Source organism: Myceligenerans halotolerans (genome assembly GCF_054782975.1).
On the sequence record NZ_BAAGRL010000005.1, the window covers coordinates 52,950 to 69,673 of the forward strand.

The 16,724-nt window shown below is 71.8% G+C and carries 12 protein-coding genes; 7 read left to right on the forward strand and 5 right to left on the reverse strand.

Annotated features, from left to right (window positions below; all coding sequences use genetic code 11):
- Positions 1 to 30 precede the first annotated feature (30 nt).
- Positions 31 to 2,328, reverse strand: a complete 2,298-nt coding sequence (locus tag ACYVK5_RS02865; RefSeq protein WP_460701780.1) for a YhgE/Pip domain-containing protein — start codon at positions 2,326 to 2,328, stop codon at positions 31 to 33.
- Positions 2,325 to 5,129: an MMPL family transporter gene (locus ACYVK5_RS02870; protein ID WP_460701781.1), complete on the reverse strand. Its 2,805-nt coding sequence runs from the start codon at positions 5,127 to 5,129 to the stop codon at positions 2,325 to 2,327. Before ACYVK5_RS02870 ends, ACYVK5_RS02865 begins: the two co-directional genes overlap by 4 nt.
- A gap of 118 nt (positions 5,130 to 5,247) precedes the next feature.
- Here ACYVK5_RS02870 and ACYVK5_RS02875 point away from each other — a divergent pair, with 118 nt between their 5' ends.
- Positions 5,248 to 6,000, forward strand: a complete 753-nt coding sequence (locus ACYVK5_RS02875; RefSeq protein WP_460701782.1) for a TetR/AcrR family transcriptional regulator — start codon at positions 5,248 to 5,250, stop codon at positions 5,998 to 6,000.
- Positions 6,001 to 6,110: 110 nt separating this feature from the next.
- Here ACYVK5_RS02875 and ACYVK5_RS02880 read toward each other — a convergent pair whose 3' ends face one another.
- A complete protein-coding gene (locus ACYVK5_RS02880) occupies positions 6,111 to 7,442 on the reverse strand; it encodes a glycoside hydrolase family 6 protein (RefSeq protein WP_460701783.1) in 1,332 nt (443 codons plus the stop codon).
- A 300-nt stretch (positions 7,443 to 7,742) separates the two neighbouring features.
- Between ACYVK5_RS02880 and ACYVK5_RS02885 the strand changes: the two genes are divergently transcribed.
- The 5 genes from ACYVK5_RS02885 (at position 7,743) to ACYVK5_RS02905 (ending at position 12,425) form a co-directional block, all read left to right on the forward strand.
- Complete coding sequence (locus ACYVK5_RS02885) at positions 7,743 to 7,958, forward strand: hypothetical protein (RefSeq protein WP_460701784.1); 216 nt, start codon at positions 7,743 to 7,745, stop codon at positions 7,956 to 7,958.
- Between the two features lie 236 nt (positions 7,959 to 8,194).
- Positions 8,195 to 8,500, forward strand: a complete 306-nt coding sequence (locus ACYVK5_RS02890) for a GNAT family N-acetyltransferase (protein ID WP_460701785.1) — start codon at positions 8,195 to 8,197, stop codon at positions 8,498 to 8,500.
- Between the two features lie 27 nt (positions 8,501 to 8,527).
- Positions 8,528 to 10,216: a phosphoglucomutase (alpha-D-glucose-1,6-bisphosphate-dependent) gene (gene pgm / locus ACYVK5_RS02895; protein ID WP_460701786.1), complete on the forward strand. Its 1,689-nt coding sequence runs from the start codon at positions 8,528 to 8,530 to the stop codon at positions 10,214 to 10,216.
- A 152-nt stretch (positions 10,217 to 10,368) separates the two neighbouring features.
- Positions 10,369 to 10,824: an NfeD family protein gene (locus tag ACYVK5_RS02900; protein WP_460701787.1), complete on the forward strand. Its 456-nt coding sequence runs from the start codon at positions 10,369 to 10,371 to the stop codon at positions 10,822 to 10,824.
- 113 nt (positions 10,825 to 10,937) lie between these two features.
- Positions 10,938 to 12,425, forward strand: a complete 1,488-nt coding sequence (locus ACYVK5_RS02905; RefSeq protein ID WP_460701788.1) for a flotillin family protein — start codon at positions 10,938 to 10,940, stop codon at positions 12,423 to 12,425.
- Between the two features lie 693 nt (positions 12,426 to 13,118).
- On the opposite strand, the gene ACYVK5_RS02910 is transcribed toward ACYVK5_RS02905, so the two are convergent.
- Positions 13,119 to 14,330 carry a VIT1/CCC1 transporter family protein gene (locus tag ACYVK5_RS02910; RefSeq protein ID WP_460701789.1) on the reverse strand — a complete coding sequence of 404 codons (1,212 nt, stop codon included), beginning with the start codon at positions 14,328 to 14,330 and terminating at the stop codon, positions 13,119 to 13,121.
- A gap of 124 nt (positions 14,331 to 14,454) precedes the next feature.
- Between ACYVK5_RS02910 and ACYVK5_RS02915 the strand changes: the two genes are divergently transcribed.
- On the forward strand, positions 14,455 to 15,132 hold the full coding sequence (locus ACYVK5_RS02915) for an RNase H family protein (RefSeq protein WP_460701790.1): 678 nt from the start codon (positions 14,455 to 14,457) through the stop codon (positions 15,130 to 15,132).
- Positions 15,133 to 15,148: 16 nt separating this feature from the next.
- On the opposite strand, the gene ACYVK5_RS02920 is transcribed toward ACYVK5_RS02915, so the two are convergent.
- The gene (locus ACYVK5_RS02920) at positions 15,149 to 16,597 is read right to left on the reverse strand and encodes a class-II fumarase/aspartase family protein (protein ID WP_460701791.1); all 1,449 of its coding nucleotides are present in this window, start codon (positions 16,595 to 16,597) and stop codon (positions 15,149 to 15,151) included.
- Between the last annotated feature and the right edge of the window lie 127 nt (positions 16,598 to 16,724).

The window sequence follows — 16,724 nt, forward strand, 5'->3', positions numbered from 1 at the left end:
GGCCGGGTCGCGACCGGCTCGACCCCCGGGTCACGTCGCCTGGGCGGGCCGGAGGCCTCCCGCGCGAACCGTACGGGAGCGGGAGACCACGAATGTCGTCACCGCGATGCCCGCCAGGGCCCACACGACCAGCGCCGTGCCGGCCGCGGCCAGTCCGCCGGAGCTCGCGGTGATCGCCGCCAGGGCCTCCTGGGCGGCCCCGACCGGAAGGAACGCAGCCAGGCTGCGGAGCCCGGCGGGCGCCGTCGAGACGACGCCCGCCGCGATCACCAGGACCGCGACGATCAGGCTGATCCCTCGTCCCACGTGCCCGAGCCCGGCGGCCAGCGCCTGGTTCACGGCGACGAAGGCGACCGACACCGCGGCGCCGACCGTGATCGCGGCCGCCCATCCGCCCGCGTCGAGGCCTTCGACGCCCGCGAGGATCGCCCCGGTCGTGATACCGGTCGCCGCGCCGATCCCGGCCGGCAGCGCGAGCGCCTCGAGGGCCAGGCGCAGCGGGCCGTGCGTCGACCCGCGGGCGCCGAACGGCACGGGCGGGAACACGAGCATCACACCGAGTGCGCCGAGCCAGAGTGCCAGGACCGCGAACATGGGTCCGGTGGCCCCGGTGCTGAGCTCGGACGCGCCGGTGACCTCGACCGGGTCCGCGACGACGGAGGCCAGGGACTGGCGCTCCGAGTCGCTGTAGGCGGGGATCTCCTCGGTGGCCCGGCCGAGGCCGTCGGACAGGTCGCCCGCTCCGTCGGACAGGTCGTGGATCCCGTCGGCGAGATCGTCCGTTCCGGTCGCGACGGTGTCGATCCCTCCGGCCAGGTCCCCGGCGCCGGCAGCCAGGCCGGAGACGCCGGTAGCCAGGCCACCTGCGCCGGAGGACAGCTCACCGGCGCCGCCGGCGAGACCCGTGGCGCCGTCGGCGAGATCCTGCGCACCGTCGGCCAGCCCCGACATCCCGGCGGCGGCGTCGTTGGCCCCCACCTGCAGCTCGCTGAGCCCGCCGGACAGCTCGCCGACGCGGGCCGAGAGGCCGGAGACCCCGTCGGCCACCCGCTGCGAACCGGCGGCAAGCCGCGCCGTTCCACCCGCGAGATCGTCCACCCCGGTCGTGATCTCGTCCAGCCGGTCCGAGACCGTGTCGATCCCGGACTCTGCCTCGCCGTCCACGTCCGCGAGCCGGTCGCAGAGCTCGGCCAGTTCAGCCTCGGCGTCCTCGCTCGGCTCCGAGCCCTCCTCCACGATCGAACCGCCGCACAGCTCCTCGAGCCCCGCGGTCAGCTCCTCCAGGTGCCCGCCGAGATCCTCGAGACCGGCGAGGGCGTCCCGCGCCTTCCCGGCGTACTTGTCGACCTGCTGGTCCACTGCGGCGAACTGGTCGGCAAGCTCCTGCGTCCCGTCCGCGACGCCCTGCGCGCCTCCGGCAAGGTCGTCCGCGCCGTCGGCCAGCCGGTTCGCTCCCATGGCACTCTGCCCGACGCCACCCGCCAGGTCGTACACCCCGGCGGACAGGTCGTCGGCACCCGCCGCCCACCGGTGGGCACCGGCGGCCCACTCGTCCGCTCCGCCGGCCCAGCGGCCGACGCCGCCGGCGAGTTCCCCCGCACCGCCGGCGAGCCGGCCCGCACCGGCTCCGAGCTCTGCGGCGCCGTCGGACGCCTGGTGGGCGCCGTCGGCCAGCTGCGCCGCGCCGTCACCGGCTCCGGAGGCTCCGTCGGCGAGCTCGCCGGCTCCGTCCGCGGCTGTGCCGAGCTGGTCGGACAGGGTGGAGAAGCCCACGAGCACGTTGTCCACATACGTCTCGGTGAGGGTGTCGCCGAGGATGCTCGTCGCGGTCTGCGCCACGATCTGGGCCAGCGCGTCGTCCAGGATCCTGCCGTCCGGCGCGGTCGCGACGTCGATCGTCGCCTTGCGCGCCTCGGACGGGTCGTCGTTCCCGAAGGACGTCGCCGCCGCGGAGAAGCCCTCCGGGATCGTCACGACGGCCGCGTACTCGCCGTCCGCCAGCCCCGACGCCGCGTCCTCCGCGTCCGTCACCCGCCAGTCGTAGCTGTCGTCCGACGCCGGCACGGCGGCGGACTCACCCTCCTCGGGCGTCTCACCACCGCTCACCAGCCCTGCCGCGAGCTGCCGGCCGAGCGGCACCAGCTGCCCGTCGATCTCCACCGGCTCGTCGAGGTTCACGATCGCGGCCGGCACGGTGTCGAGCCGGTCCTGCGGATCCCACAGCGCGGCCAGGAGCAGCCCCAGGATCATGAGCGGCAGCAGGGCCACGGCCGCCGCCCGCCGCCGGTCCCGTACCGGTTCCGGCCGTAGCCACCTCGTCGCGTTCATCGCCGCACCTCCTGCATCGAAGTCTCGTTCCCGCGCTCGTCGGCCAGGCCGGCGGCCCCGATCGCGGCGCCGACGTCCAGTACCGGTGTCCCCGGGGGCGCCAGGTCGGTCGCCGTGGCGCCGACCGCGCCCACCACCACCGCGACGCCCGCACGGTGCGCGTCCGCGAGCGCCTGCGCCAGTTCCATCCGTTCGGTCAGGTCGCCGACGGTCTCGGTGCCGTCCACGGCGATCAGGCGCGCGCGGTCACGCACCGCTCGCCGGACGGATTCCTCGGGCGGGATGCCCGCGACGGCGTTCCCGGCGTCGACGACCGCGGCCCTTCCGCGGACGGTCGCGGCGCGCTCGGGCAGCACCAGTCCCATGGTCTTGAGCTTGCCGTCCATCTCGATCCCGCCGGTGGGCACGACCCGTCCCGCCATCGCCAGGAGGATGCTGCCGACCTGGACGGCGGAGTCGCCGCGGACGAGGAGTGCGCCGCCTTCCGGGACGCGGACGCTCACCGGCCCGGCCACGGTCCCGGACTCGCCGCGGACGACCAGGCGTTCGGCGGCGACGGCGTCCCGGGCGCCGGGTTCGGGCCAGTCGGCCAGCGCGATCTCGCGTGCGAGCCCTTCGCCCTCGACGTCGAACGACGGCAGGGCGGCGTCGAGTTTCCGCGGGATCCACCATGCCTTCTCACCCAGCAGCGCGAGGACGGCGGGCACGAGGACCATCCGGACCACGAACGCGTCCACGAACACGCCCACGGCGAGCCCGAGTGCGATCGGCTTGAGGTTCATGTCCCCGTGCGGCACGAACGCGACGAACACGGCCGTCATGATCACGGCGGCGGCGGTGACGACCCCGGCGGCGCCTCGGAAGCCGCTGCTGATGGCCTTCCGCGCCCGGTCCCGTCCCGTGCCGTGCACGTAGTCCTCGCGGATGCGGGAGACCAGGAACACCTCGTAGTCCATGGCCAGGCCGAACAGCACGCCCATGAGGACGATGGGCATGAAGCTGATCACCGGCCCCGTCCGCGTCACGCCCAGGAGTTCGGCGAGGTAGCCGTTCTCGAAGACGAGCGTGATCACGCCGAACGCCGCGCCCACCGAGAGCAGGTATCCCACCGTCGCCTTGATCGGCACGGCTATCGATCGGAACACCATGGTCAGCAGCACGAGCGACAGTCCCACCACGAGCAGCGCGAAGGGGAGCAGCGCGGCACCCAGCTTCTCCGACACGTCGATCCCGATCGCTGTCGAGCCCGTGACGGCGAGGTCGACCCCGTACGTGTCGAGGAAGTGATCGTGCAGGCTCCGGATCTCGTGCACCAGCGCCTCGGTCTCGGCCGATGTCGGGCCGCCCGCGGGGACCACCTGCACGATCCCGGTGTCGGCGGACTCGTTGGGCGTGGCGAGCGGCACGTCCGCGACGCCCGGCAGGTCGGCCAGCTCGTCGCCGATCTCGTCCATGAGGGCCACGGGGTCATTGCTCGTCACGATCGACCCGGTGATGACGAGCGGCCCGTTGAAGCCGTCGCCGAACTTCTCGGAGACCAGGTCGTAGGTTACGCGCGCGGAGTTGTCCTCGTTGAGCACACCGGCGTCCGGCAGCGCGAGCCGCAGATTCATGGCCGGCAGGGCGAGCGCGCCGAGCACCACCACGACGATGGCGACGGTCACCGCCGGGAAGCGGGTCACGCCCCGCACCCAGCCGGCGAAGAACCGGTCGGCGGCACCCCGCGGCTGTGTCCGGTCGCCTTCACCGTCCTCGTCCGACGCCGCGCGCGAGCGCCCACGGGGCCGCAGCCGCTCGCCCGCCATGGCGAGGACCGCCGGCAGCAGCGTCAGGGAGACGACCACGGTGACGCCTACCGTCACCGCCGCCGCGACGCCCATGACCGCGAGGAACGGGATGCCCGCCACGCTCAGCCCGACCAGCGCGATCATGACGGTCAGCCCCGCGAAGACCACCGCAGACCCCGCAGTCGCCGTCGCGCGGGCCACCGATTCCTCGACCGGCAGGCCGTCCCTGAGCTGTTCGCGGTGCCGCGACACGATGAAGAGCGCGTAGTCGATCCCCACGGCCAGCCCGAGCATCACGGCCAGCATCGGTGTGGTCGAGCTGATGGGGCCGAGCGACGTGGCGGCGAACAGCAGCGCCATCGACACCCCGACGCCCAGCAGGGCGTTGAACAGCGGCAGGCCGGCCGCGATCAGCGACCCGAGCGTCATCACCAGGACCACGAGAGCCACCAGCAGCCCGACGCCCTCGACCAGGGATATCTCCGGGAACTCGGTGGCGAAGAGCTGGCCGCCGAGGTGTGCCTCGCCGCCCTCCGGCAGGGCGGCGTCGAGCGCCGAGGCCGCGTCGGACAGAGCGTCCTTCGTCGCGTCGGTGATCGAGCTCTCCTTGCCGTCGAGCTGGATCGTCAGCAGGGTGGCCGTGTCGTCGTCGGACACGGATGCCGGCATCTGGTCGTCGTACGGGGACGTGACGGCGGCGACCTGCGCGATGTCGCCGAGGGTGGCGACGCCGTCCTCCACGGCCTCCCGCACCTCGTCGTCGTACATGTCGGACCCGTCCGGCGCGACGACGATCACCTGCGCTGAGGCGCCGCTCACCTGCGGGAACGTAGCCGACAGCCGGTCCAGCGCGAGCTGGGACTCGGTGCCGGGGATCGAGACCTGATTGTCGAGGCCTTGTTGCAGCAGCCCGGCGGCACCACCCGCGAGGGCGAGCACCACGATCCAGCCGACCAGGACGAGCCGTCGGGCGCGCACGGCCCAGCGACCGAGCGAGTACAGAGCAGAAGACACGAACGCTCCCAAGGGGTTCCAGTGGTTCGATGCATCACTGTATCGGATACGTTCGTGTATCGAAACTCCGAGGAGCGGACTACACTTCTTTCTCGCACCACCACACCGAGGAGACACCGTGACCGCCGAGCCGCTGCGCGACGACGCCACCGGACCGGACGCCGGTCCGGCCGACACCCCGTCGCCGGTCGACCGCGCCCTGGCCGCCGCACTGACCCCACGTCGCGAGCGCACGCGGGCACGCCTGATGGACGCCGCCTACACCGTCTTCGCCCGGGACGGGATCCACGGCGCGTCGATCGAGGTCATCTGCGAGACCGCCGGCTTCACGCGCGGCGCGTTCTACTCGAACTTCGGCAGCAAGGAGGAACTCTTCCTCGCGCTCGCCGACCGCCTCAAGCGGCAGCAGCTCGACGCGCTCGAGGCCGCGACCCGCTCCCTCGACCCCTGCGAGTTCCGGTCCGGCACGATCGACCACGACGCGATCGCCCACATCCTCGACGCCGTGTCCACGGATCCCGACCACGACCGGCAGTGGACCCTGCTGAGTTCCGAGCTCGAGCTGCTGGCCATGCGGGACCCCCACGTCGCGGCCCTGTACGCCGCGCACACGACCACGCTCCGGGAGGAGCTCGTCGACGCCATCACGCGCATCCTCGACACCCTGGGGTTGCGCTTCGTCGTCGAGACCGACGTGGCCGTGGAGATGCTGCTCGCGGTCCACGACGCGAACGCCCGCCGCCGCGCCGTCGAGCACTCGCTCACCGAGCCGGACGGCACGAACACCCCCGCCACGGATTCCTCGCCCACCAACCCCGACCAGGCCTTCCTCAGCGACCTGGTCGACCTCCTCGTCGCCACGAGGACCTGAGAGGCCGCCGGGACCAGCCACGGGCGTGGTCGGGTGGTTTCCGTGTGGTCGGGCAAGCACTTGCCCGACCACACGGAAACCACCCGACCACGCCCGCTACCGGAAGCGCCTCACCACGCGGCGTTGCGCGCCAGCTCCAGCGCCATCTCCTGCCACCACGCACCCGCCGCGGGCCCGCCGTTGCACTCGCCGTCCGACTCACCCGGGAGCTTCACCCAGAGCAGCGCGTCCAGGCTCGTCCCGTCGTTGACCAGCGTCGGCCGCTCGCCGAGCGCCCGCCCGCTCGGGTTGCACCAGTCGTCGCCGGGGCCGTTACCGTTGCGCGACGTGTCGATCACGTACGGACGCCCGCCGACCTGTGCCGAGACCTGCTCGCCGTACGCCCGCAGCTCCGACGTCGTCCGGTAGTTCGACGTGTTCAGCGCGAACCCGACGGCGTGGTCGAAGCCGACCTGCTGCAGCCGGCTCGCGGCCTCGCCGGCGCTCAGCCACGCGGAGTGACCCGCGTCGATGTAGACGCGGGCGCCCGCGTCCGCGAGCGAGTTCGCCGCGTACCGGAGGAATCCGATGCGGTCGCCCTGTCCGTCGCAGTCGCCGAGCTGGGCGAGCGCGTCCGGTTCCAGGATCACCCAGGGCTCGCCCTGGATCCCGGAGGCGATCGTGTCCACCCACGCCGCGTACTCGCTCTCCTCGACGCCGCCGCCGGAGTGGTTGCCGCAGTCCCGGCCGGGGATCGCGTACACCGTGAACACAGGGATCTTGCCCGCCGCGACGGCGCGTGACGTGTAGTCGACGACCTCCTGGCGGGCGTGGTCGGCGTCGACCCAGTTGCCCACCCAGTAGGACTGCGGCGTCAGCGCGATCTTCTCCAGCAGCGCCTTGTCCGTGCCCGAGGCGGCCTCCCAGGCGTCGTAGGCCTGCGTGCCCGTGTCGACGTAGAACTCACCGTCGACCGGCTCGGTGGGATCGTCGGTGGGGTCCTCGGTGGGGTCGTCCGTCGGGTCGCCTCCGACGTCGCCCGTGCACACCGTGCCGTTCATCGCGAAGGACGACGGCGTCGCCGCCGATCCGTTCCCGATGAACCCGAACGACGCGGAACCATCCGTGCCCAGACCGCCGTTCCAGCCGACGTCGGACGCGCTCACGCCGCTGCCCGACTGCGTCACGGCGGCGTTCCAGGCCTGCGAGATGCTCTCGCCGCCGGTGAACTGCCAGGTCAGGTCCCAGCCGGACACCGGGTCGCCAAGGTTAATCAAGGTGACGTCGGCCTGGAAGCCGCCGTCCCACGAGTTCGTGATGCGGTACTCGACGTCGCAGCCCTCGGCCGCCGCGGCGCTGGTTGCGGCGACGGTCGCCGCGGTGAAGGCGCCTCCGGTGCCCAGCGAGACGGCGGCGGCCAGCGCGACCCACCTTGCTCGTCGTCGGGAGCTCGAGGTACGCATGGGGATCTCCTTCGATCGGTGTCGTTCCCGCGGCAGACCGTACGAAGCCCTGACCGTTCACCGGCACCCATCGAACCGTTTAGGTGCGTGACCTGCGCGGGAAGCCGCCATCGCACCACATTCACCCCATGAAAGAACCCGCCACCAGATCGGCGTGTCGTACAACTTCACATTGTCGCGAATCTGTGTAACAGTTTTCCCACGGCGCCCCGTACGGGGCGCCGGCCAACTTCACCAGCAGCACTGCACAAGCACCACGCAGGCAGCCCCCGAGCACATCAGCCACCGGAGGTCAGCAACGTGACGCACTCGGATCGCTCCACAGCGACGCAGAGCACGCACTGGGCACTCGCCCGTTCCCGGGGCTCGAGCCCCGCACGGTTGCTGGAGCTGAGGGTCGGCGGATTCGGCCGGCGCGAGTTCCTCACCATGGCCGGCATCGGCTCGGCCGCCACCGCGATCTGCATCGCCATCGCCGCACTCGACCCGGCGCTCTTCTTCAGCTCCCCCTGGTGAGCCTTCCCCCATGAGCCCTGCCCGGGGCGGTCACCTCACCGTCCCGGAGAACTGCCCACGGTGTTCCTCCACAGCGGTGCCCTCAGGCCGACGGGCCCGAGGTACCTTCAGGCCGACGGGCCCGGACAACGGCGTCCGGGCCCGTTCTCCTTGCCCGTTCCCTGCCCGAGAAATTCCCGTCACCTGGGGTGACGTCCGCCATGGTCATCGAGGACCCGGATCACTACGCTGAGGCGATGACCGAGCAGCTCGAGTACGACGTCGTCGACCACATCGACGCCTCGCGCTACGAGGCCCGCCTGACCGGCGGAGCCGTGGCGGGGTTCCTGGAGTACCGCACCGAGGGCGACATGACCGTCATGCCCTCCACCGTCGTGAACCCCCGGCACCGAGGACGCGGTATCGCCGCACACCTGGCGCGGACGGCCCTGGACGCGGCCCGTGCGGCGGGTAGGAAGGTGGACCCGCGGTGCTGGTACGTGGCGGAGTACATCGAGAAGCATCCCGAGTACGCGGATCTTGTCGGTGAGCGCACCTCGTGACGTACGCGGACCTGGCACTATCGACCTATGCATCCGCGCGCTGGAACTGTTGCGACCGCTGACGACCTGATCGACGTCGACCAGGTGGTCGGCGCCTATTACGACCTCACGCCCGACCCTGGTGATCCCGCCCAGCGTGTCGTGTTCGGCACGTCCGGGCACCGGGGCTCGAGTCTCGACGCCGCCTTCAACGAGGCCCACATCATCGCGACCACGGCGGCCATCGTCGAGTACCGGCGCTCGCAGGGCACCGACGGTCCGCTGTTCATCGGACGCGACACGCACGCGCTGTCCCTGCCCGCCTGGCAGACCGCGCTCGAGGTGCTCGCGGCGGCGGGGGTCACCGTGATGGTCGACGCACGCAGCTCCTACACGCCCACGCCCGCCGTCTCCCAGTCGATCCTCCTGCACAACGAGGCCCTCTCCGACGCCGGCGTGCGGACCTCGGGGCCGGGCCTGGCCGACGGCATCGTCGTCACGCCGAGCCACAACCCGCCGCGAGACGGCGGGTTCAAGTACAACCCGCCGCACGGCGGTCCCGCCGGGTCCGACGCGACCGGCTGGATCGCCGGGCGGGCGAACGAGATCCTGGCGTCGGGGGCCGGCTCCGTCGCCCGGGTCTCGCTCGAGGCCGCGCTCGGCGCGGACACGACGCACCGGCACGACTTCCTGACCACCTACGTCGACGACCTGGCCACCGCCCTGGACCTGGAGGCGATCCGGGCCGCTGGGGTGCGGATCGGCGCGGACCCGCTGGGCGGTGCGTCCGTCGAGTACTGGGGCGAGATCGGCGAGCGGTACGGTCTCGACCTGACCGTGGTGAACCCGCAGGTGGATCCGCGCTGGGCGTTCATGACGCTCGACCACGACGGCAGGATCCGGATGGACTGCTCATCGCCCTCGGCGATGGCGTCGCTGGTACGGCGCATGAACCCGGCCGACGGGGCGAGCGCGCCGTACGACATCGCCACCGGCAACGACGCCGACGCCGACCGGCACGGCATCGTCACACCGGACGCCGGGCTGATGAACCCCAACCACTACCTGGCCGTGGCGATCCGGTACCTCTTCTCGGGAGCGCGACCGGAATGGCCGGGGGCGGCGGCGATCGGGAAGACACTCGTGTCGTCGTCGCTGATCGACCGGGTCGCCGGCGAGCTCGGGCGGCAGGTCGTCGAGGTGCCGGTCGGATTCAAGTGGTTCGTGCCGGGCCTGCTGTCGGGGACGGTCGCGTTCGGCGGCGAGGAGTCGGCCGGTGCGTCGTTCCTCCGGCGCGACGGGCGGGTGTGGAGCACGGACAAGGACGGGCTCCTGCTGGCACTGCTGGCCTCCGAGATCCTCGCGACGACCGGGAAGACGCCGTCGCAGCACCACGCAGAACTCGTGCAACAGCACGGCGAGTCCTGGTACGCACGTGTCGACGCCCCCGCGTCCCGCGAGGAGAAGGTGGCGCTGGCCGGACTGTCGCCGTCGGACGTCACCGCGGCCGAGGTGGCGGGACAACCGATCACGGCGGCGATGACGGAGGCTCCGGGGAACGGCGCGAAGATCGGCGGCCTCAAGGTGACGACGAGGGACGCGTGGTTCGCGGCGCGGCCGTCGGGCACGGAGGACGTGTACAAGATCTACGCCGAGTCGTTCCTCTCGGCGGATCACCTGGCGGAAGTCCAGTCGGCCGCGAGGGCTGTCGTCAGCGGGGCGCTGGCGGGGCACTGACCCGGCCGGCGGGCGCAGGGCTCGCCGGCCGCGGGTCGATCGTCTTTCTCACGCTACTTTGCGTGCGCCCGCGGATCCGGCCTTGATACGTTGCAGGGGCTTTCACTCGATCTTCACGTCGGGGCCGTCTCGCGCGGTCCTCAAGGAGACACATGCTCGTCTTCATCGTCCTCGGCATCCTCGGACTCATCCTCGGGCTGCTCTCGGTCGCCCTCGGCGACCTCTTCGAGCTGGGCGACGGTGCTCTGTCCGGCACCTCGCTCGGTGCGGGCCTCCTGCTGTTCGGCGCCACGGGCGCGGTCGTCACGTCGTCCGGCCTCCCGGTCGTCGCCACGTACCCGATCGCGGCCGTCATCGGGATCGGCGTGATCCTGCTCGTGAACCTGCTGCTGAAGCGACTGCGACAGTCCGACGACGCGGCCCCGAGATCGATCGTCGGCCTGCAGGGCGCGGTGACGTCCGAGGTCTCGACGATGCACGGTGAGGTGTCGCTCGACAGCGAACTGGAGACCCGCATGGCGTTCGCGGACACGCGGATCCCGCAGGGCACCCGGATCACCGTCGTCGAGCAGCACGGCAGCCGCGTGAAGGTGAAGTCGGCCGAGTGACCGGCGTCGAGCAACCCGCCGGCGCTTCGTCGTGAGCCCCGCCGTCGCGACCGCGCGACAGCTCGACGGAGCAGCCCGCACCGCCCCACCAGGACATACCCCAAGGAGTGCAGATGTCCCCTGACAACCCTGGCTTCGTCAGCGTGCTCGCTGTCGTCGCCGTCATCGTCGCCGTCGTCATCCTGATGGCGTTCATCTCCAGCAGGATCCGGCGGGTCCCGCCGAACGAGGCGCTCATCGTCGTCGGCCGCGGCGCGGGCAAGCGCGAGGCGGACCTGACCAACCAGCGGGTCGTGGTCGGGGGCCGTACCTTCGTCTGGCCGGTGCTGCAGCAGGGATTCTCCATCTCGCTCGAGCAACGCCAGATCGGCATCGTCGTCGAGGGTGTCGACGCGAAGCGCATCAAGGTCGCGATCAAGGCGTCGGTGAACTTCAAGGTGCGCGGCGACGAGGAGGGTGTGCGCCGCGCCGCCCAGCGCTTCCTGTCCCAGCAGGCCATGCTGACGGAGATCATCAAGGAGGCGCTCGAGGGCTCGCTGCGCTCGATCGTGGGCGACATGACGCTCGAGGAGATCATCTCGGACCGCAAGGGCCTGTCCGACCGCGTGGTGCAGTCCACCAAGATGGACCTCGCCGAGCAGGGTCTGCAGATCGACATCCTGAACATCTCGGATATCTCCACGCCGGGCTCGGACTACCTGGAGAACCTCGGCCGCGCCGAGTCCGCGCGGGCCCGTCAGCTCGCGGAGGTCTCCGAGGCCGAGGCGAAGCGCATCTCGGAGTTCGCCGTCATCGAGGCCGCCGAGCAGATCGCGCAGCGTCAGAAGGAACTCGACCTGAAGCAGTCCGCGATCAAGGCCGAGACCGACAGGGCTCAGGCCGAGGCGGAGGCCGCGGGCCAGCTCGCCCGTGCGGAGCAGGACCGGACCGTCGCCATCGAGGAGCGCGAGGCGATGGCGGAGAAGGCCCGCGTCGAGCAGGAGCGGCTCGACATCGAGATCCGCAAGCCCGCCGAGGCACGCGCCTACGCGCAGGTCCAGGAAGCGAACGCACGCCGCGACGCCGAGAACGCCGCGACCCAGGCGGACGCCTTCAAGCGCACCACGATCGCCGAGGCGAACAAGACGGCCGCCATCCAGGACGCCGAGGCCGCCGCCGAGTCCGTGCGCCGCGCCGGTGAGGCCGAGCGCGACAAGCAGGTCGCCCTGGCCGCCGGTATCCGGGCCGAGGGCGAGGCCCGTGCCGCCGCCGTCGAGGCCGAGGGTCGCGCCGAGGCCATCGCCACCGACGCCAAGGCCGATGCCCTGCGCAAGTACGGCGAGGCCGCGCTGGCACAGGAGCTCATCGAGCGCCTGCCCGAGATCGTGCGCGCCGCCGCCGAGCCGATCGGCAACATCAAGGGCATGACGGTGATCTCCACCGACGGCGCCTCGGCACTCACCAAGAACGTCGCGAACGTGCTCGGCGAGGGCCAGGGCGTCATCAAGCAGCTGACGGGCGTGGACATCAACGAGCTCATCAGCGGTGTCGCGGGGAAGGCCGTCACCCGGGCGTCGTCGGACGACTCCACCGCCGCGGACGCGCCGGCCGCGAAGAAGTAGGGGAACGCGGGACCCTGGGGCCGGCCCGACAGGCGGACCGGCCCCAGCGTTCCTGCCGCGGATCGGGTGTGCGGTACAGCGCCGTTCGGCGAGGTACCGCATCCCGTCCACACGGTACGGGCGTCGGTCCGAGGCACCCCCCAGCGGCACCTCCGACGTCAACCCCTGACATCCGACGGTTCGTGGCCCTGAATCACGGGCACACCCCCCAGCGATAACCCGCGCACGGACCGCGAACCAGATGTCAGCCGTCAGCCGACAACGCCCCAGCTGGAACGCTGCCGACGATCAGGACCCTGCGGCAGCCTCGCCCGGTCGGGCGAGGCGATACCGGCTGGAGCCCCAAACTCTTGTCCTTCAGGCGGGCGAAACAGGCACCTCGGAACACGCGAGCGGGTGGAGCTTCGAGCACTCCCCGCCGGGCTCGGCCACCGGGTCCGCGGCCACGCCGAACCGGCCGCCGTCGGACGCCGCGAATGCCGGCGAAACCCCGCGCGTCATACCGCCGGCCACCATTCCGTATGACAAGGAAGCACGCACGACCTCTCGGCGAAGGAACGCGGTCTGCGGAATTCGGTGGCGCGCGGATGCCATGTACTCAAAACCATTCGTGTCGACGATATGGAGATCCGTGCACAACTGTGAACCCTTTTCGCGCTTTGCGCAACGGGGGCGAGAAGGAACACGTGCGTCCTACGCGACGACCGTGCCGAACACCAGCCCGAGCAGGTACGTCACGGCCGCGGCGCCGAACCCGATGAGCAGTTGCCGCAGCGCGCGCGTGATCGGCGAGGCGCCGGAAAGCAGACCCACGATCGCGCCGGTGGCGAGGAGCGCGATTCCGACGAGCACGGACGCGACGGCCACCGCCATCATTTCCCTGAGTCCCAGGAGATAGGGCAGGACGGGAATCAGCGCGCCGGACGCAAAGAAACAGAACGACGAGGACGCGGCGCCCCACGCGGTCCCGTGTGTCTCGTGCTGGTCCGCCACGCCGTCCGCGCCCGCGGCAGCGGCGGCCCGCCCCGTCCCCGAAGCATCCGCCCGGTGCGCGGCGCCGCCCGGAGCGGCGTCGTCCGCCACCGGAGCGTCCCCGGCGGGACCCGCGACGGCGGGGGCCGCGTAGGGGGCCAGGGCCTCGTCCGCCCGGGTCTGGGCCTCGCCCGGAGTCAAGCCCCGGGCGCGATAGACGAGGGCCAGTTCGTTGGCGTCCAGGTCCAGGTGCGGGAGGGCGGCGGCGGTGTCGGGCGACGGCGACGACGCCTCCAGCAACTCGCGCTGCGACCGCACCGAGACGAACTCTCCCGCCGCCATGGACAGGGATCCGGCGAGCAGCCCCGCCAGACCGCTCAGCAGGACCGTCTGCTGTGAGACCCCGGAGGCGCCGACCCCGAGCACCAGCGCGAGGTTCGAGACCAGCCCGTCGTTCGCACCGAACACCGCCGCCCGGAACGTGCCCGACAGCCGGTTCCGCCCCCGGGTCGCCAGGCTGCGGACCACCTCCTCGTGGATCTGCTCGTCGGCGGCCATCCTCGCCGTCGCGTCGACGTCCCGCGAGTAGGCCGAGCGGGCCTCGGCGCGCTGCGCGAGTGCCAGCACGAACACCCCGCCGAACCGCCGGGCCAGGAGGCCCAGCACCCGGGAACGCCATTCGGTGCGCAACGGCTCGCCGACGTCGTCGCCGAGCAGGTCGAGCCAGTGCGCCTCGTGCCGCTTCTCGGCCTCGGCCAGCGCGAGGAGGATCGCACGTTCCTCCCCGGTGCGGCGACGCGCGAGATCCCGGTACGAGGCGGCCTCGGCGCGCTCGGCGGCGAGGTAGCGCCGCCACCGGCGGATGTCGGCACGCGTACGACGGCGCGACGGATGCCGACCTGCGGCACGCTCGGCGGGAGTGGGTCCAGACATGGTGCCATGATCGCAACGCGAGGCGGATCGCGGGTTCCGGAACGACACGCGCAGGGTTTCCGGCATCCGGAACTCGGCGTGTCAAGCATGTCGCCCTACCCAGCATCACGCTCGGCAAGGCACAATGGACGCCGTGATCATCCTCAGCGCCCACGGGGACGCCCTCGGTGACCCGGGTGCGATCGGCTGGGCATGGATCGACCACACGGACGGGAACTTCGACTCCGGCGGCGCCGCGAGCGGCACCGACCAGTCCGCCGGGCTGACCGCCATCCTCCGCGCGATCGAGGCCCACCCTGGTGACGAGCCGCTCCTCGTGGAGTGCGGGTCGCAGCAGGCCATCCGCGTCGCCTCGGAGTGGCTCCCGGCTTGGAAGGCGAACGGCTGGCGCACCGCGGCCGACGAGGCCGTCCCCGACGCCGACATCGTGCGCGCCCTGGACCACGCCGTCACGACGCGTACCGGCCCCGTCCGCTTCCGCCATGTCCGCGGACACATCGACAGCCCGTTCCAGGAACGCGCCCGGCATCTCGCCGAGCTCTCCGCCGCCGACTGGTCCGCCGGGCGGGGCGATCTCGACGGCTTCCTCATCGGGAACATGCCGCCGGCCGCGCAGCCCGCGGACCTGGTCGGCGTGTCGTCCGGCGGCCCGGAGGCCGACGACGCACCCCCGGCCACCGACGTCCCGGCGCCCGGCACCACGTCCGACGCCGACCGCTACGTCGCCACCGGGCGGGTCACGTCCACCATGAGGAGGCAGGCGGAGTCGCCGGCCTCCTGGGAGTCGGCGACCCTCTTCTAGACGACGCCGGACGGCTCTAGACGGCCGTGAGGCTGAGTCCGTCCTCCTGCACGTCGACGGCCACGGCGCCCATCCCGGCGAACGCGTCCGCCTGGGCGCGGAACTCCAGCCGGTCCGCGACGGTCCGGGCATGCCGCGCCATGTCGCGGGCGATCGTGGCACTCTCGCCGAGGTAGCTCGACGGGTCGATGAGCCGGCGGATCTGCACGGGGTCGAGGTGCTCGCGGACCGCGGCGCTGCGAAGCAGCAGGTCGAGGAACGACGCGTCGCCGACGGCGGCCGCCTGCGCGACCTCGTACACGATCTCGTGCGCGCTCTGCCGCCCGATGCGCTCGCCGAGTTCCAGCATGAGCGACTCGGATCCCATCAGGCCCTGGGAGAGCGCCAGGTTGGCCCGCATCCGCTGCTCGTCGACCTCGAGGCCGGACATGATCACCGACAGGCGCACCAGCAGGTCACCGGACAGCACGGCCGCCTGGCCGATGACGTCCTCCAGCAGCGCCGTCATGCCGCCGTTCGCCTCGTGGTCGTGCAGCATCGACTCAAGGGCAGGGCCGGTGAGGGCACGCACCTGGGCACTCATCGACTGCACGTCCAGGGCGAGCTGCGGGTTGCGCTTGTGCGGCATCGTCGAGCTGCCGACGGTGCCGACCGGGATCGGCTCGAACGCCTCGCCGAACTCGGGCTGCATCAGGGTGTAGACGTCCTTGCCGATCTTTCCGGCGGTTCCGGCGAGCAGGCCGAGCACGAGGACGAACTCGACCATGCCGTCGTTCACGGCGCGCGACGGGACCGGCATCGTGCCCAGACCCAGCCGCTCGGCGACGCCGCGCTCCACCGCGCGTCCCTGCGGCCCGAACGACGCGAACGTGCCGACGGCGCCACCCATGAGGATGCGGAACAGCCGGTCCTCGAGTCGTTCCAGGCGCTCGACGGTGGCGGTGAGCTCGTCGATCCAGACCGCGGCCTTGAAGCCGAAGGTGACCGGGACGGCGTGCTGGGAGTGCGTGCGGCCGGGCATCGGCACGGCGGCGGACGAATCGGCGAGCTCGGACATGGCACGCAGCGTCGTGGCCAGGTGCCGCTTGAGCGCGCGGTGCACGTCGCGCAGCATGAGGATGTCCGCGGTCTGCGTGATGTTCTGGGTGGTGGCGCCCCAGTGGATCCATTCGCCGTGCTCGGGTCCGACGACGCGCGCGAGCTCGTCGACCAGCGGCATGAGCGGGTGACTCGCCGTCGCCGTGGCCGCGGCGATCCGCGCCATGTCGAGGTTCTCGATCCGGGCGGCCTTCTCGATCGCCGTGGCGGCGGCCTCGGGGACGAGGCCGACCTCGGCCTCGGCCTGGGCAAGTGCCACCTCTACGTCGAGGCGGCGCTGGAATCGGTTCTCGGCGCTGAAGAGATGCTTGATGCCGGGCTCGGGCACCCGTCCGTCGGTGTAGCGTCGAATCGATTCGTCGGACATCTTCGCAGCCCCCTGGGGGTTGTCGACGTGGAGCGGGCGACCACAGCCTAGCCCAATGTTTCCTGGATGTTAACCAGTTGGCGCCATTTGCACAGGGTGAAACGGCGAGCCTGGCGGAGCCGTTCGT

What these genes read in the sequence shown, in the direction of transcription:
- ACYVK5_RS02865 (WP_460701780.1), bottom strand. Translation starts at nt 2,328, where the DNA reads ATGAACGCGACGAGGTGGCTACGGCCGGAACCGGTACGGGACCGGCGG.
- ACYVK5_RS02880 (WP_460701783.1), bottom strand. Translation starts at nt 7,442, where the DNA reads ATGCGTACCTCGAGCTCCCGACGACGAGCAAGGTGGGTCGCGCTGGCC.
- ACYVK5_RS02890 (WP_460701785.1), top strand. Translation starts at nt 8,195, where the DNA reads ATGACCGAGCAGCTCGAGTACGACGTCGTCGACCACATCGACGCCTCG.
- pgm (WP_460701786.1), top strand. Translation starts at nt 8,528, where the DNA reads ATGCATCCGCGCGCTGGAACTGTTGCGACCGCTGACGACCTGATCGAC.
- ACYVK5_RS02900 (WP_460701787.1), top strand. Translation starts at nt 10,369, where the DNA reads ATGCTCGTCTTCATCGTCCTCGGCATCCTCGGACTCATCCTCGGGCTG.
- ACYVK5_RS02905 (WP_460701788.1), top strand. Translation starts at nt 10,938, where the DNA reads ATGTCCCCTGACAACCCTGGCTTCGTCAGCGTGCTCGCTGTCGTCGCC.
- ACYVK5_RS02910 (WP_460701789.1), bottom strand. Translation starts at nt 14,330, where the DNA reads ATGTCTGGACCCACTCCCGCCGAGCGTGCCGCAGGTCGGCATCCGTCG.
- ACYVK5_RS02915 (WP_460701790.1), top strand. Translation starts at nt 14,455, where the DNA reads ATGGACGCCGTGATCATCCTCAGCGCCCACGGGGACGCCCTCGGTGAC.
- ACYVK5_RS02920 (WP_460701791.1), bottom strand. Translation starts at nt 16,597, where the DNA reads ATGTCCGACGAATCGATTCGACGCTACACCGACGGACGGGTGCCCGAG.